Source organism: Rhodopila sp. (genome assembly GCF_965277825.1).
GTDB lineage: Bacteria > Pseudomonadota > Alphaproteobacteria > Acetobacterales > Acetobacteraceae > Rhodopila.
Genome location: NZ_OZ255846.1, coordinates 3,935,015 through 3,949,683, shown reverse-complemented (window position 1 = coordinate 3,949,683; position 14,669 = coordinate 3,935,015). Strand labels below are relative to the sequence as shown.

The 14,669-nt window shown below is 66.5% G+C and carries 17 protein-coding genes; 12 read left to right on the top strand and 5 right to left on the bottom strand.

Annotation, left to right across the window (positions count from 1 at the left end):
* The first annotated feature begins 6 nt into the window (after positions 1–6).
* From ACQY4T_RS19265 to ACQY4T_RS19255, 3 genes are read left to right on the top strand one after another with little or no spacing between them, the layout of a single operon-like run.
* Entirely contained in the window at positions 7–1,047 is a 1,041-nt protein-coding gene (locus ACQY4T_RS19265; RefSeq protein ID WP_428534007.1) for a hypothetical protein, read from the top strand.
* Positions 1,005–1,736 carry a TIGR04283 family arsenosugar biosynthesis glycosyltransferase gene (locus ACQY4T_RS19260; RefSeq protein WP_428534005.1) on the top strand — a complete coding sequence of 244 codons (732 nt, stop codon included), beginning with the start codon at positions 1,005–1,007 and terminating at the stop codon, positions 1,734–1,736. Before ACQY4T_RS19265 ends, ACQY4T_RS19260 begins: the two co-directional genes overlap by 43 nt.
* A complete protein-coding gene (locus ACQY4T_RS19255) occupies positions 1,733–2,338 on the top strand; it encodes a TIGR04282 family arsenosugar biosynthesis glycosyltransferase (RefSeq protein ID WP_428534003.1) in 606 nt (201 codons plus the stop codon). The genes ACQY4T_RS19260 and ACQY4T_RS19255 overlap by 4 nt, the downstream gene beginning before the upstream one ends.
* On the opposite strand, the gene ACQY4T_RS19250 is transcribed toward ACQY4T_RS19255, so the two are convergent.
* A complete protein-coding gene (locus ACQY4T_RS19250) occupies positions 2,311–2,925 on the bottom strand; it encodes a class I SAM-dependent methyltransferase (protein WP_428534001.1) in 615 nt (204 codons plus the stop codon). The two genes, ACQY4T_RS19255 and ACQY4T_RS19250, sit on opposite strands and share 28 nt — an antisense overlap.
* Positions 2,926–3,027: 102 nt before the next feature.
* Between ACQY4T_RS19250 and ACQY4T_RS19245 the strand changes: the two genes are divergently transcribed.
* The 6 genes from ACQY4T_RS19245 (at position 3,028) to ACQY4T_RS19220 (ending at position 8,925) form a co-directional block, all read left to right on the top strand.
* A complete protein-coding gene (locus ACQY4T_RS19245) occupies positions 3,028–4,143 on the top strand; it encodes a serine hydrolase domain-containing protein (RefSeq protein ID WP_428533999.1) in 1,116 nt (371 codons plus the stop codon).
* Positions 4,140–4,931, top strand: coding sequence for an enoyl-CoA hydratase-related protein (locus ACQY4T_RS19240; protein WP_428533997.1), 792 nt, complete (start codon positions 4,140–4,142; stop codon positions 4,929–4,931). Before ACQY4T_RS19245 ends, ACQY4T_RS19240 begins: the two co-directional genes overlap by 4 nt.
* A 57-nt stretch (positions 4,932–4,988) precedes the next feature.
* Complete coding sequence (locus ACQY4T_RS19235; protein WP_428533995.1) at positions 4,989–6,359, top strand: MmgE/PrpD family protein; 1,371 nt, start codon at positions 4,989–4,991, stop codon at positions 6,357–6,359.
* 26 nt (positions 6,360–6,385) lie between these two features.
* Entirely contained in the window at positions 6,386–7,129 is a 744-nt protein-coding gene (locus ACQY4T_RS19230; protein WP_428533993.1) for an SDR family NAD(P)-dependent oxidoreductase, read from the top strand.
* Between the two features lie 13 nt (positions 7,130–7,142).
* Positions 7,143–8,027: an MBL fold metallo-hydrolase gene (locus ACQY4T_RS19225; protein ID WP_428533991.1), complete on the top strand. Its 885-nt coding sequence runs from the start codon at positions 7,143–7,145 to the stop codon at positions 8,025–8,027.
* Positions 8,028–8,313: 286 nt separating this feature from the next.
* A complete protein-coding gene (locus ACQY4T_RS19220; RefSeq protein WP_428533989.1) occupies positions 8,314–8,925 on the top strand; it encodes a PEP-CTERM sorting domain-containing protein in 612 nt (203 codons plus the stop codon).
* Positions 8,926–9,024: 99 nt separating this feature from the next.
* Here the strand turns inward: ACQY4T_RS19220 and ACQY4T_RS19215 are convergent, their stop codons facing one another.
* The 3 genes from ACQY4T_RS19215 to argH all read right to left on the bottom strand — a co-directional run bounded on the left by ACQY4T_RS19215 (position 9,025) and on the right by argH (position 11,626).
* Complete coding sequence (locus tag ACQY4T_RS19215; protein WP_428533987.1) at positions 9,025–9,984, bottom strand: SMP-30/gluconolactonase/LRE family protein; 960 nt, start codon at positions 9,982–9,984, stop codon at positions 9,025–9,027.
* Between the two features lie 69 nt (positions 9,985–10,053).
* Positions 10,054–10,200 (bottom strand): LPS translocon maturation chaperone LptM, encoded by a 147-nt coding sequence (lptM, locus tag ACQY4T_RS19210; RefSeq protein ID WP_428533985.1) that lies wholly within the window; start codon positions 10,198–10,200, stop codon positions 10,054–10,056.
* Between the two features lie 55 nt (positions 10,201–10,255).
* Complete coding sequence (argH, locus tag ACQY4T_RS19205) at positions 10,256–11,626, bottom strand: argininosuccinate lyase (RefSeq protein ID WP_428542989.1); 1,371 nt, start codon at positions 11,624–11,626, stop codon at positions 10,256–10,258.
* Between the two features lie 72 nt (positions 11,627–11,698).
* Between argH and ACQY4T_RS19200 the strand changes: the two genes are divergently transcribed.
* From ACQY4T_RS19200 to ACQY4T_RS19190, 3 genes are all read left to right on the top strand, one after another.
* Positions 11,699–12,250, top strand: a complete 552-nt coding sequence (locus ACQY4T_RS19200; protein WP_428533983.1) for a TlpA family protein disulfide reductase — start codon at positions 11,699–11,701, stop codon at positions 12,248–12,250.
* 227 nt (positions 12,251–12,477) lie between these two features.
* Positions 12,478–13,344 carry a DUF72 domain-containing protein gene (locus ACQY4T_RS19195; protein ID WP_428533981.1) on the top strand — a complete coding sequence of 289 codons (867 nt, stop codon included), beginning with the start codon at positions 12,478–12,480 and terminating at the stop codon, positions 13,342–13,344.
* Between the two features lie 53 nt (positions 13,345–13,397).
* On the top strand, positions 13,398–14,189 hold the full coding sequence (locus ACQY4T_RS19190) for an NUDIX hydrolase (protein WP_428533979.1): 792 nt from the start codon (positions 13,398–13,400) through the stop codon (positions 14,187–14,189).
* 55 nt (positions 14,190–14,244) lie between these two features.
* On the opposite strand, the gene ACQY4T_RS19185 is transcribed toward ACQY4T_RS19190, so the two are convergent.
* Complete coding sequence (locus ACQY4T_RS19185; protein ID WP_428533977.1) at positions 14,245–14,613, bottom strand: hypothetical protein; 369 nt, start codon at positions 14,611–14,613, stop codon at positions 14,245–14,247.
* Positions 14,614–14,669 lie beyond the last annotated feature (56 nt).

Genomic DNA, 14,669 nt, shown 5'->3' with positions numbered 1-14,669 from the left:
CCAACGATGAATCGGCTGTTGCCAGGTTTTCAGTTTGTCGGCGTGCTCTTTGTCGGCTGTCTTGCGTTCGGCAACGCCGCCGGTGCGCAAACGCCCGATGCCCGCACGTTGGCGTCGGTGCGTGCCGCCCATCATTTGACCTGCGGCACCATCCAGGCGGCTGACGACTGGAACGGCCAGGACATCCACGGCAACCTGTCGGCGCTTGAAGGCGAAATCTGTCGTGCCGTCGGCACCGCGATCCTGGGCACCCCGGACGACGTCAAGATCGAGGCCTTTCCGGCTGAACCCGAGGCGCTGGGCGCGGTGAAATCGGACGCGGTCCAGCTCGCGGTCGGGATCTCGCCGGCTTCCTCCACCGCGGTGCAATACGGCGTCGGCTTCGGCCCCGCGGTGTTCTATGACGCGCAGCGCATCATGGTGCCCCGGAGCAGCGGGATCACCGATCTTGCCGGCCTGCGCGACAAGCTGATTTGCGCGCTGGACATGACGGCGCCGGAGCGCACGCTGCGTGACGAGATGACCGCGCGCGGCATCCGCTATGCGTTGATGACCCATTCCGAACAGGGTGAGATGGACGCCGCGGTCGCGGTTCACCGCTGTATCGCCGCCACCGCGATGCAGACAAGGCTGGCGCAATCGCGCGCCGAGTTCCATGCCCGCACCTCCGACTTCGTGTTCCTGCCCGAGCATTTCGCGCTGAGCCCGATGGTGCCGGCGTTCCGCTACGGTGATCAGAGCTTCGGACTGATCGTCGACTGGACGGTCAGCGCGCTGATCGAGGCCGAGGCGCTGGGGATCACCCAAGGCAACGTCACCGAGGCCAGCAAGCGCGGCGACATGCGGGCTCAGCAACTGCTGGGGCACGATTTCGCTACTGCCCAGGCGCTGGGACTGGCGCACGACTGGGCGGCGAAGGTGATCGCCGCGACCGGCAATTACGGCGAAATCTTCCAGCGCACCACCGGCGGCCCATATCATCTGAATCGAGGGCTGAATGCGCTATGGACCGAGGGCGGCCTGATGACTCCGTTGCCGATGCACTGAGTGCCGCATCCGGCGGCGCGTCCCTGGGGGCGCCGATCACCGGCAACCTCTCGGTGATCATCCCCACGCTGGACGCCGCTGCGACGTTGGCAGCGACCTTGGCCGCGATCGGCCGGGTGGCCCAGGTCATTGTCGTCGATGGCGCCAGCAGCGATGCCACCGCCGCTATTGCCGCTGCGTCCGGGGCCAGCCTGCTGACCGCCCCGCGTGGCCGCGGCGGCCAGCTCGCCGCCGGCGTCGCCGCCGCCACCCAGCCGTGGCTGCTGCTGCTGCACGCCGACACCAGGCTGGCCCCGGATTGGCGCGCCGCCGCCCAGCTTGAACCGAGTCTGGCAGGCTACTTCCGCTTTCGTTTGGACACCCCGGACCGCCGGGCCAGGCGGCTGGAGCGCATGGTGACGTGGCGCAACCGGCGGTTTGGCCTGCCGTATGGCGACCAGGGGCTGCTGATCCACCGCGACCTGCTGCGCGCTGTGGGCGGCGTGCGCGCCTTGCCGCTGATGGAGGACGTCGATCTGGTGCGCCGCCTGGGCCGCGCCCGGCTGGTGCCGCTGGCAGCGGACGCGGTGACCTCGGCGCGTAAATGGCAGACCGAGGGCTACCTGCGCCGCTCGGCCCGCAACCTGGCGTGCCTGGCTCTGTGGTTCGCCGGCGTGCCGCCGTGGCTGATCCAGCGGATTTATCGGTGAGGGACACGGTCATCGTGTTTGCCAAGGTGCCGCGTTTGGGCATGGTCAAGCGCCGCCTCGCCGCCGGCATCGGTGATCGCGCCGCGCTGCGGTTCCACGCCGCCACGTTGACCGCGCTGCTGCGCGATTTGCAATCCTGCCGCAGCTTCGATGTCGTGCTGGCGGGGACGCCGGATCGCATGCGTCTGCGCCTGCCGGTGCGCGTCGATCGGATCGATCAGGGGCGGGGTGATCTCGGCGTCCGCATGACGCGGGCGCTGCGGCGCTACAGGCGGGGGCGGGTGGCGTTGACCGGATGCGATATTCCGGATGCCGGTTCGGCGGACGCGCGCGCCGCGTTCCGCGTCTTGGGCACAACCGATGCGGTGTTCGGGCCGGCCGCGGATGGCGGCTACTGGCTGATCGCACTGGGTCCGCGGCGCCCGGCGGAGCTGTTCGGCAACGCTCGCTGGTCCACCCGGCACGCGCTGGCCGATACCTTGACGCGGTTCCGCCGCCATCGGGTCGGCTTCGTTCGTACCTTGGCCGATGTGGACACCGCGGCGGACTGGCGGTGCTGGCGCGCTGGCGTCCGTCACGCCGGTCGCGCGCGGCCCTGGTAGAGGAAAGTGTGGGTGCGCGGCCCCGCCAGCCGCGCGTGCGTCAAGTTATCGAGCCGGAAGCCGCCGGCGGAAATCAGCCGGTCGATCTCGCGGTTGAGATGGCAGCCGCCGGCAACAAGCCGCCACAGCGGATCGAGCCGGTCCTGCCAGCGCGCCACTGAGGGCTCCGGCGCGCGGCCGTGCTCCACAAATAGCAATGTGCCGCCGGGCTTCAGCACGCGGCGCAACTCCGCCACGGCGCGCTGGGCGTCGGGGATGGTGCATAGCGTCCAGGTCGTCACCACGGTGTCGATGCTGGCGGTGGCGAGCGGTATCGCCTCGGCCGATGCTTCCAGCAACTGCACAGGCACGCGGGCCTCGGCGGTTCGTTCGCGCGCCATGCGCAGCAACTCGGGCGAGGGCTCCAGACCGATGACCGAACGGGTCGTGGAGCCGTAGAGAGGCAGGTTGAGGCCCGAACCGATGCCGATTTCCAGCACCCGGCCCTCGGCCGCGCCAATCACCCGCCGGCGGTATGCCAGCAAGGCGTCCTGCCGCATTGCCAGATGCACCAGATGCGGCAGGATACGGCGCTGGTAGAGGCTCATCGCGTTGTCTCCTGATTGCCAGCCGACACAGCCCGCGGATGGTCTAGGCACGTCTTGGCGTCGGCGCCATAGTCCGCGTCATTGCCGAAGGGATGAAGCTAAATGGAGTTGCCATCGATCGTGCCGCCGCCGCATGGCCAGGCCTGGCCGGAAGCGCCGGCCGACGCCGCCGGCATGAACTGGATGTGGCTGGAGGAAGCCGGCCGCTTCGCCGCCGAGAACGAGACCGAGTGGCCCACCGATCTGCGCCTGCACCTGGAAAGCGGCTTCTTCGAACCACCCCCGTTCAACCGGTTGCTGGGACCGATCCGACCGCGCGGACCGGCCAACGGCCTGGTGCTGCGACGCGGCTTCAAGATTGCCAGTTGGGGCGACACCGACCAGGTCGATTTCACCTTCTCCGCCGCCAAGAGCTACCTGAGTTTGCTGGCCGGGATCGCGGTGATGGACGGGCTGATCGGCGATCTCGACGAACCGGTGCGCCGCACGGTCGATGACGGTGGTTTCGATAGCGATCAGAATAGCGCGGTGACCTGGCGGCATCTGCTGCAGCATACCTCGGAATGGCAGGGCGAGTTGTTTGGCAAGTCCGACAGCATCGACTGGCATCGCCGGATCGGGCTGGAGGGCAAGGCGCGCAAGGGCGAGCCCCGCACACTGGGACCGCCCGGCAGCCACTGGGAATACAACGACGTGCGCGTCAACCGGCTCAGCCTGGCGCTGCTGCGGCGGTTTCGCCGCCCGCTGCCCGAGGTGTTCGCCGAACGCATCATGGCCCCGATCGGGGCGTCCCGCGACTGGTCGTGGCATGGCTACAGCACGTCCGCGGTGGAGATCGACGGGCGGATGATCGAGAGCGTGTCGGGCGGCACGCATTGGGGTGGCGGCATGCTGATCCACGCCGAGGATCAGGCTCGTATCGGCCTGTTGATGCAGCGCCGGGGCGAATGGGCCGGACGGCGCATCCTGCCGCGCGGCTGGATTGGTGAATCGCTGCAACCGTGCCCGCTGAATCCGGTGTATGGACTGTTGTGGTGGCTCAACACCAATGGCGGGCGTTACATAAGCGCACCGGAGACCAGCTTCTTCGCCTCCGGCGCCGGCGGCAACCTGACCTGGGTGGCGCCGCGGCAGGAACTGGTCGCGGTGCTGCGCTGGACTGATCCCAGCGCCATCGACACTTTCATCCGTTTGATCATGCAGGCTCTGGAACAATGAAAAGCTTCGAGACCGTATCTGTGGAATTCCCGCAGGAACATACTGTCCTGGTGACGCTGAACCGGCCCGAGGTGGCCAACGCGATGAACACCCAGATGGGGCTCGACCTGCTGGATGTGTTCGACGGCTTCTGCGCCGATCCGAACCGGCAGCGCTGCGTCGTGATCACCGGGGCAGGGGTCAAGGCGTTCTGCGCCGGCGGCGACCTGAAGCAGCGCAACGGCATGACCGACCAGCAATGGCAGGATCAGCATCTGATCTTCGAGCGCATGATCCGAGCCGTGCTTGGCTGTCCGACGCCGATAATTGCCGCGGTGAACGGGGCTGCCTATGCCGGGGGGATGGAGATTTCGCTGTGCGCCGATTTCATCTACGCCGCCGAACACGCCCGCTTCGCGCTGACCGAGGTCACATTGGGCATCATGCCCGGGGCCGGGGGCACGCAGAACCTGCCGCGCGCCATCGGCGGCCGCCGAGCCAAGGAGGTGCTGTTGACCGGACGGCCGTTCTCGGTCCAGCAGGGGTTCGAATGGGGCATGGTCAACCGCGTCTGCAAGCCGGAAACGCTGTTGGCCGAGGCGCTGGAGACCGCCTCCGTGATCGCCGCCAACGCGCCGATCTCCACCCGCCAGATCAAGCAATCGGTCGATGTCGGGCTGAACACCGACCTGCGCAGCGCGATGATGTTCGAGATCGAGGCCTATAACCGGCTGGTGCCGACCGAGGACCGCCGCGAGGGCATCCGGGCGTTTAACGAAAAGCGCAAACCGGTTTACAAGGGGCGTTGAACACGCGCCTGTTCTATCACCAAACATCAACGACCGGCGGCCAACCGGAGGAAAACCATGAACGCGATCAGCGACATCAAGTCCGGCGCGGGGCTGACCCGTGCGCTCAGCGAACAGGCGCGATCGCTGCGCTGGGATGATATTCCTGATTCGATCCGATGCTGGGCGAGGCAGTGCGTGCTCGACACCATCGGCTGCGGCATTGCCGGGACGGCTGACGAACTGGTGCTGATCCTGCTTGCGGAGATGCAGGAACAGGGCGGCAAGCCGGAAGCCGTGGTGTTCGGGCATCCGGCTCGACTGCCTGCCGCGTCGGCGGCGGTGGTAAACGGCGCCGCCGCCCATGCGCTGGACTTCGACGATGTCAACCTGGCGATGCCGGGGCATCCCTCGGTGGCAATCCTTCCCGCGCTGCTGGCGCTGGCTGAGCAGCGCGGGGCCAGCGGGGCCGAGGTGCTGACGGCGTTCGTGGCGGGCTATGAATTGCAGTGCCGCATTGGCCGTTGTATTGCGCCCGGTCACTACGATGGGCAGGGCTTCCACGCCACCGCTACGGTCGGCAGTTTCGGCGCCGCCGCGGCCTGCGCGCATCTGCTGGGGCTTGACGCCGACCGCTTCGCCACCGCGTTGGGCATCGCCGGTACCCAGGCCGCCGGCCTGAAGTCGATGTTCGGCACGATGTGCAAGCCGCTGCACGCCGGCACCGCCGCCCATCACGGATTGCTGGCGGCGAAACTGGCGGGCCGGGGCTTTTCCAGCCGCACCGACGTGATCGAGTGCGCCCAAGGGTTCGCCCGCACCCACAGCCCTGACTTCAACCCGCAACTTGCGCTGGAGACCCCGCCCGGCGGATGGTGGATCGCCGCCAATTTGTTCAAGTATCACGCCGCGTGCTACATGACTCATGCTGCTATCGAATCGGCCAGGCAGTTGCGCGAACAGCACCGGTTCACGCCTGACCAGGTTGAGCGCATCGATCTGCGAGTGCAGGAATCCTGTGATCGGATCTGCAACATTCCCGCTCCCCGCACCGGCCTGGAGGCAAAATTCTCGTTGCGGTTGACCACCGCGATGGGGCTGGCCGGGGTTGATACCAGCCGTCTGTCGAGCTATTCCGACCAGGTCGCCGCTGACCCGGTGCTGGTAAGCTTGCGCGACAAGGTTTCACTCGATCTGCGTACCGGCGTCCCCAACACGTTCAGCGAGATCGAGCTGTCGCTGCGCGACGGATCGACGTTCACCGCCCAGCATGATGCCGGCGTACCGGCCATCGATGTCGCCAACCAGGGGCGCCGCCTGGAAGCCAAATTCGCCGCCTTGGTCGATCCGGTGCTGGGTGGCGCGAAAACCGTGACCCTGATCGCCGATATCGCGCGATTGGACCAGTTGCCCGACCTGCACCCCATCATGGCCGCTTGCCTGGTATGATCCTGATTTGAAACGGAGTATTTGCGATGCGCCTGAAGGACAAAGTCGCCATCGTCACCGGCGGCGCGCACGGCATGGGCGAAGCCGAGGCCCGCCTGTTTGCCAAGGAAGGTGCCACGGTGGTCATTGCCGACCTGTTGACCAAGGAAGGCGAAACCGTCGCCGCCGAGATCAACGCCATCCAGGGCCGCGCCCGCTTCATCCGCGCGGACGTTACATCTGAAACCGATTGGCGGGAGCTGATTGCCGAGGCCATCGCCGGCTACGGCCGGCTCGACATCCTGGTCAACAACGCCGGCATCAGCGGCAGCGCGGTCGGCGATCCCGACGGCCTGGACGGCTGGCACAAACTGCTTGCGGTCAACGCGGCCAGCGTGTTCCTCGGCACCAAGCACGCTGCCGCCGCGATGATCCCGAGCGGGCGGGGCTCGATCGTCAACATCTCCTCCATCATGGGCTTCGTCGGGGGCGCCGACAGTCATCCCGGCTATGCTGCGTCCAAGGGCGCGGTGCGGCTCTACACCAAGGCTGCCGCGGCCAAATACGGGCCATCCGGCATCCGGGTGAACTCGGTCCACCCCGGCTACCTGCCGCCGATGCTGAACGCCACCAACGCCGCCGGCCGCGCTTCCAAGATCGAGGCCACGCCGCTGCGCCGGCTGGGTGAACCGATCGAGGTCGCCTACGGCGTTTTGTTCCTTGCCTCCGACGAGGCCTCTTTCGTCACCGGAACGGAACTGGTGATCGACGGCGGCTATATCGCGCAATAACCAGGAGACGCCCATGGTTCAGGTCCCCAGCACGCAGATCCCCGGGGTCTATCACCGCCGGATCGGCGACATCGTGGTCACCGCGCTGTCCGACGGCTACCTGGATGGTTCGGTCGAGGTGATGCAGAATATCGCGCCCGCCGAGGCGACGCGGATGCTGAGCGACAAATTCCGTCCCGGCCGGCGCACCTCGGTGAACTGCTACCTGGTGTATTCGGCCGGACGGCTGGCGTTGATCGAGACCGGATCGGGCGACTACCTGCTGCCCACCGCCGGCAAGCTGCGGCAGAACCTGAAGGCCGCCGGTGTCAACCCGGCCGATATCGAGGCGGTAATCCTGACCCACATGCATCCGGACCACTCCGCTGGCCTGACCGACCCGAAGACCGGCGAAAAATTCTTCCCCAACGCCGAACTGGTGGTGCACGAGAACGAGCCGCGGCACTGGCGCGACGATGCCGCGATGAACCGCGCCGACGACCGCGCGCGCACGCTGTATTTCCAGTGCGCGCGTGAACAGATCGCGCCGTACCACAACCAGACGCGGACATTCTCCGGCGAGGTCGAGGTATTTCCCGGTGTGACCTCGCTGCCGCTGCACGGTCACACGCCGGGTCATTCCGGCTACAGGATCGCCTCGGGCGGCAAGTCGTTGCTGATCTGGGGCGATATCATCCATGTGCCCGAGGTGCAGGTGCCGCGCCCGGAAGTGACCATGGCGTTCGATACTGATCCGCAGGCCGCTGCCGCGACGCGGAAGCGGACGTTCGACATGGTGACCGCGGACCAGCTGTTGATTGCCGGCATGCATGTGCATTTCCCGGGGTTTGCCCATCTGGTGAAACAGGGGGAGGACTATCTGATGCTGCCCGAACCTTGGGACCAGGGGTTCGATTAGCAGACGCCGGTCATTGCTCGACGGCCGTCGCTCGGGCACTGGTGGGGGAGGGGCTTTGGGGCTGCTGCTCCAGGCACGGCGTGTCGGGAAACCAGTGCCTGGCCTTGCTGTTGACGCCCAGTAACGACTCAAAACACATAAGTATGCAGCCGGCTTTACAAGTGTCGTGCATACCATGGGAATAGAGAGTGCTAAATATCTGAAATCATAGGGCAATCGTGGTTGGCATCGGGCTTGCTATTACTGCTGGCGAGCCGCCGATGGCTCGTTTTTGGAGAAACCAGCTATGACCTCGCGCCCGATGATCACCCTATTCGCCGCTGCTGCCCTCAGCGTCGGCGCATTCGCCGCCGCTCCGGCCCATGCCACTGTGTTTGCCGGTTCGATCACCCTGACGGACACCACCGCCCATACGCCGCTGAACTTTTCCGGCGGCAGCACCATCGATTTCAATTGGAACCAGACCACTCTGAACACTTCAACCCATTACGACAACGTCGCGACTTATACCCTGGACCCGACCAAGACCGGTGTCTACAACGACCAGATCGAAGCCGACTTCGACTTTACCCAGCCGGACGTTCAAAACGTTACCCACGGCGGTAATGCCACTGACCTGGTGTACAAGGTATTCGGCTTTGTCGGCTCGTCCGGCGCCATCACCTGGAACCAGCCGAACCCGTTCCTCATCGACTTCGCCACCGGGGACGAAATCAGCCTCACGCTCGATCCCGGCATCTTCGGCCAAGGCGGGTATGCCAATACCGGCGATCTGTCCGTCGAAGTCAAGCAGACCAAAGTGCCGGAGCCTATGTCGCTCTCGCTGCTTGGCGCCGGCCTGGCCGCCCTCGGCGTCGCCTCACGCCGCCGCCCACGCGCGATGGCAGCCACCGCCTGAGACTCCAGAGGGGTGCGGAGGATTTGTCCGCACCCCCTGCTTTCTCTGTCCTCGATCGGTGACAAACTCACGCCGCCACCGCGAAGCGACGCCGCGAACCTATACTCCAACCGCCCCCTGCGCCTCGACGTAGAGTGCATAGACCGACTGGCTGGCCGCCATGAACAGCCGGTTCCGTTTCCGGCCGCCGAAACACACATTGGCGCAACGCTCAGGCAGCAAAACCCGCCCGATCAGCGTGCCGTCGGGGGCGAACACTGCCACCCCGTCCTCGCCCTCACCGCCGGAGAATCCGCACCACACATTCCCCTCGGTATCGCAACGGATCCCGTCGGCCCAGCCAACTCCGCCGAAGAATGCCCGCCGATCCGTCACCCGCGTGCCGTTATCGACAACGTCATAGACAAACGTGCTTTTGGCACCGTCGTTCGGCGTATCGACCACGTACAGCCTGGACTCGTCGGGTGAGAAGCAAAGCCCATTCGGCCGAGCCATGTCGTCCACCGCGATGGTCAATGTCGCGGTGTATGGATCGTAACGATAGACCCGGAAGGGGTGCTCTTGCGGCGCGGTGTGCCCGAGATAATTGCCCCGCGTCCCGGCGCCGTTGTCGCTGAACCAGATGGTGCCGTCCGACTTCACTACTGCGTCGTTCGGACCGGTCAGCTTCTTGCCTTGGTACTGATCCGCCAGCACAACGACCGACCCGTCGTATTCGGTGCGGGTCAGCCGCTGCGTGTCATGCTCGCAGGTGATCAGCCGCCCCTGGCGGTCCCGCGTGTTGCCATTGGCGTAGTGCGAGGGGTCGCGAAACACGCTGATGCCGCCGGTGGTTTCGTCCCATCGCAGGATGCGGTCGTTGGGAATGTCGGAAAACAGCAGGTAGCGCCCGTCGCCGAACCATACCGGGCCCTCGGTGAAGTCGAACCCGGTGGCGATCCGGCGGACACCGGTATTGCCGATGAAGATCGTCTGGAACCTGGGATCCAGCACGACGATATTCGGGTCCGGGTAACGGATCGGCGCCGGCATGTCCCAGCGCGTCGATGATTCTGCCATGTTGCGCTCCCTTCTTGCGGCCGGCTCCCCCGGCCTTTCTCCCCCGGCCCGTCTCCGCGGGGTCAAATCTCAGCGCGTCGGATAGGTCTTCGGATAGATGATGTCGGCAGGCGGTCCCGGCGGGTCCGGTGGCCCCTTCTTGCCACACCCCGCCAGCAGCCCTACCGCCACCGTGCAAGCCAGCACCACCGCCGTCCTCACGCCCCGCGCCTTCATGCCCGGCGCCTTCACGCCCGGCGCCTTCACGCCCCGCGCCTTCATGCCCCCACCCTCAAGCCAACATCTCCAGCCAGTGCGCCGCCTGCGCCGCCACGTTGGCCGGCGCCGTCCCGCCGAAGCTGGTGCGCGACGCCACCGAGGCCTCCACCGTCAGCACCGAGAACACCTCCGTCGTGATCGCCGGCTCGACAGCCTGCATCTCGGCTAGCGACAGCCCGGCCAGATCGACGCCGCGCGCCTCGGCAATCGCCACCAGCCGACCGGTGACATGATGCGCATCGCGGAACGCCAGTTTGGGCACCCGCACCAGCCAGTCCGCCAGATCGGTCGCGGTGGCGAACCCGTCGGCCGCGAACGCCCGCATCCGAACCACGTCCGCCGTCATGTCGCGCACCATCCCCGCGATCGCTGCCAGCGACAGGGCCCACGCCTCGGCGGCGTCGAACACTGGCTCCTTGTCTTCCTGCATGTCCTTGGCATAGGCCAGCGGTAGCCCCTTCATCACTGTCAGCAGCGCCACTAACCCCCCTGTCACCCGCCCGGTCTTCGCCCGCACCAGTTCGGCAGCGTCCGGGTTGCGCTTCTGCGGCATGATCGAGGACCCGGTGGTGAACCCATCAGACAGCCGGATGAAGCGGAACGGGGCGCTGCACCAGATTACCATCTCCTCCGCCAGGCGCGACAGGTGCACCGCGCCGATTGCCGCCGCGGCCAGGAATTCCAGCGCGAAATCGCGGTCCGAGACCGCATCCAGGCTGTTCGCCGTCGGCCGGTCGAAGCCCAGCGCCGCCGCCGTCATGTCCCGATCGATCGGAAACGATGTCCCGGCCAGCGCCGCCGACCCCAGCGGACACGCATTCAACCGGCGCCGGCAATCCGCCAGCCGGCTGCGATCGCGATCCAGCATTTCCACATACGCCAGCAGATGATGCCCGAACGTCACCGGCTGCGCCGTCTGCAGATGGGTGAAGCCCGGCATCGGATCGCCGGCATGCTGCGCCGCCCGCCGCGCCAGCGCCGCCATCAGGTCGCCGAGCTGCCCGCTCAGCCCGTCGATCGCATCGCGCACCCACAGCCGCAGGTCGGTTGCCACCTGGTCATTGCGGCTCCTTGCGGTATGCAGCCGCTTCCCCGCCTCACCGATCCGTTCGGTCAGCCGAGCCTCGATGTTCATGTGGATGTCTTCCAGGGCGGCGTCGAAGCTGAAGCGACCGGCCTCGATTTCCCGCCCGATCGCCTCTAGACCGGCGGCGATGGCGCGCTCATCTCCCGCGCTGAGCACCCCGATCATGGCCAGCATCGCCGCGTGCGCGCGTGAGCCACGAATATCCTGCCGCCACAGCTTGCGGTCGAACCCGATGGAGGCGTTGATGTCCTGCATGATCACCGACGGTCCGCCGGCGAACCGCCCGCCCCATTGCATGTTGGCCGGCTGGTTGACCCGATCCGTCGGCGGGCGATCAGGTGTATCGGTCACGCGAAGGGTTCCAACTCGATGACGATCCAGCGCCGGACGGTCCTGGCGATAGCGTCCGCCACCCTTACCACTGCCGCGTTGGCGCGCAAACCGCGCGCCGCCAGCCTGGCACCGCTGTCCGAGGGCCTCGATCCGGTCTCGCCGCCGCGGGATCCGCCGGATGGCGTCTTCGTCACCGCCGACGGCGCCAGCCATCATCTGACCGACTTCAAGGGTCGCGGCATGGTGGTGAACATGTGGGCCACCTGGTGCGCGCCCTGTGTCGCCGAGATGCCGTCGCTGCAGACCCTGTCGAAGGCCCTGGCACCCAAGGATATCGCCGTCCTGCCGCTATCGTCCGACCGTGGCGGCGCCGCCACGGTGCAGGCCTGGTATAACGCCCACGACATCACCGCGCTGCCGGTGCTGCTCGACCCCAAGGGCGCGCTGGCCCGAGCGTTCGACGCGGGCGGCATCCCCACCACGGTGATCATCAACACCGCCGGCAAGGTCGTCGCCAGGCTGGAGGGCGCCGCCGACTGGTCGGCCCCCGAAGCGCAGGCGCTGATCCAGAAGCTGGTCGCCGGCTGACTTAGCCCGAGGGCAAGAGGCAGCACCTCGGTGCTCGGACACAGTCATGCTGAAACGGTCTAGCCTCGTCCCGCCGTCGCACGACGCGACGGACGCAGGCGAGAAGCAAGACCAGCGCGGCAAAATGCATCGCACGATCGGCTCGGTGTGGTAATCCCGCCGCCCGGCAAACCGTGCGGTGATCTCCCCATGCGCCCCATCGCCACCCTCGATCCAACCCGCGCCTTATGACCGCCGGCGTGATCCGCGTCGGGATCTCCGGCTGGACCTATGCCCCGTGGCGCGGCGTATTCTACCCAAGCCACGTGAAGCGCGAGCAGGAATTGGCGTATGCCGCCAGCCAGGTCCGCGCCATCGAGATCAACGGCACGTTCTACGCCATGCAGCGCCCCGAGGTGTTCGCCAGTTGGGCCGAGCAGGTGCCGGCGGAGTTCGTCTTCGCGGTCAAGGCGCCGCGCTATATCACCCATGTCCTGCGATTGCGCGATGCGCAGGTGGCGGTGGCGAACTTCCTCGCTTCGGGGCTGTTGCGGCTGGGCCTGCACCTCGGCCCGATCCTGTGGCAGTTGCCGGCGAATTTTCGCTTCGATCCGCCCCGCATCGAGCGTTTCCTCAAGCTGCTGCCGCGCGACACCGGGCACGCCGCGGTGCTCGGCCGCAAGCACGACAACCGTCTGCGCGCCCCCGCCTGGCTCGAGGTCGACATCCGCCGGCCGATGCGCCACGCCTTGGAGATCCGCCACGACAGCTTCCGTTGCGCCGAGTTCATCGACCTGCTGCGTGCCCACGACGTCGCCCTGGTGTGCGCCGATTCGGTGGCCTGGCCGCGGCTGCTGGATGTCACCGCCGACTTCGTCTACTGCCGGCTGCACGGATCGAAGCAACTCTACGCCAGCGGCTACGACAATGCCGCGCTGGACGAATGGGGCCAGCGCAGCAAGACCTGGGCGCGCGGTGAGGAGCCGATATCCACCGACCGCGTCGGCGGCAAGGCCAGGGTACGCAAGCGCGACGTGTTCGTGTTTTTTGACAATGACATGAAGGTGCGCGCGCCCGCCAACGCAATGGAGCTGATTCGGCGTCTACGCACGTGACCGCGGCGCCTGGCGCGGGTAACCTTGGGCCTCACACCCGACAGGAAACGATCATGGAAGCACCCGCCCGACCCGCCGCCACCATCATGCTGCTGCGCGACGGGCCAGACGGAATCGAGGTGTTCATGGTGGTCCGCCATCACGCCATCGAATTCGCCGCCGGCGCCCTGGTGTTCCCAGGTGGCCGGGTCGAGGAATCCGATCAGGAACTGGCGGCCGGGACCTGCCCCAATCCCGCCCGCCTGGATACCGAGGCGCTGGCCTTCCGGGTCGCGGCAATCCGCGAGACATTCGAGGAATGCGGCGTACTGCTGGCCCGTCCGCTCGGATCCGACGGCCTGATCGATGCCGCCACGCTGAAACGGTTGGAGGATCAGCACCGCGCCGCACTGAACGCCGGCTCGATCGGATTCGACGCCGTGCTGGGGTCCGAGGGGCTGCTGCCGGCACCCGATCTGCTGGTGCACTTCGCCCATTGGATCACCCCATCGACCCAGCCGAAACGTTACGATACGCATTTCTTCCTGGCCGAGGCGCCGATCGAACATCTGGCGGTGCACGACGGCCGCGAAGCCGTCGAGTCGGTCTGGATCACCCCGGCCCGAGCCTTGGCCGACACCGAGGCAGGCCGCTTCAAGCTGGTCTTCGCCACTGCAAAGAACCTGGAAAAGCTTGGCCGCTCGCGCAGCGTGCGGGAAGCGATGCAGACCGCGCGCGCGGCCAGCGTGGTGACCGTGCAGCCCAAAGGCAGCAAGCTCGACGGCAGTAAGCGCCTGCTGCGCATCCCGCAAGAAGCCGACTACGGCGGCACCGAATTCATCGTCGATTTCATGCCTGCATCGTAATGGACATGCACCTAAGCCAAGGCGTGTCTCGGCCAGCGGCGCCGGACGCGTCTTCCTACACCGTTGCCGCTGCAACCATTACATCATAACGGGCCCCGCTCGGTGTCTTTCCGAAACGCTTCCTGAACATGCGGTTGAACGTCGGCATGTCGATGAAGCCGCTGCGGAACGCGATATCCGGCCGCTGAACCGTAGGCGCAATCGGGTCCATCCGGTGCAACACCGAATGACGCCAATAATCCAGCCTCTGCTGCAACGGCACGCCGTCCGTCGAACGCAGCATCAGCGTGCCGGCTCGGTCCGGCGCCGTGCCGTGTTGGCCAAGCGGAGACGCAGGATCAAGCGTTGAACCCGGAAACTGAGACGCCATGCCTATCGATCCACGTTGGAAAAGAGCCATAAATACAATTATAATGGTATGCAAATGTCTCGCTGCGGTCTAAAGCACCTGTTCGGTAGCGTGCCGATCTTTTTTGGGAT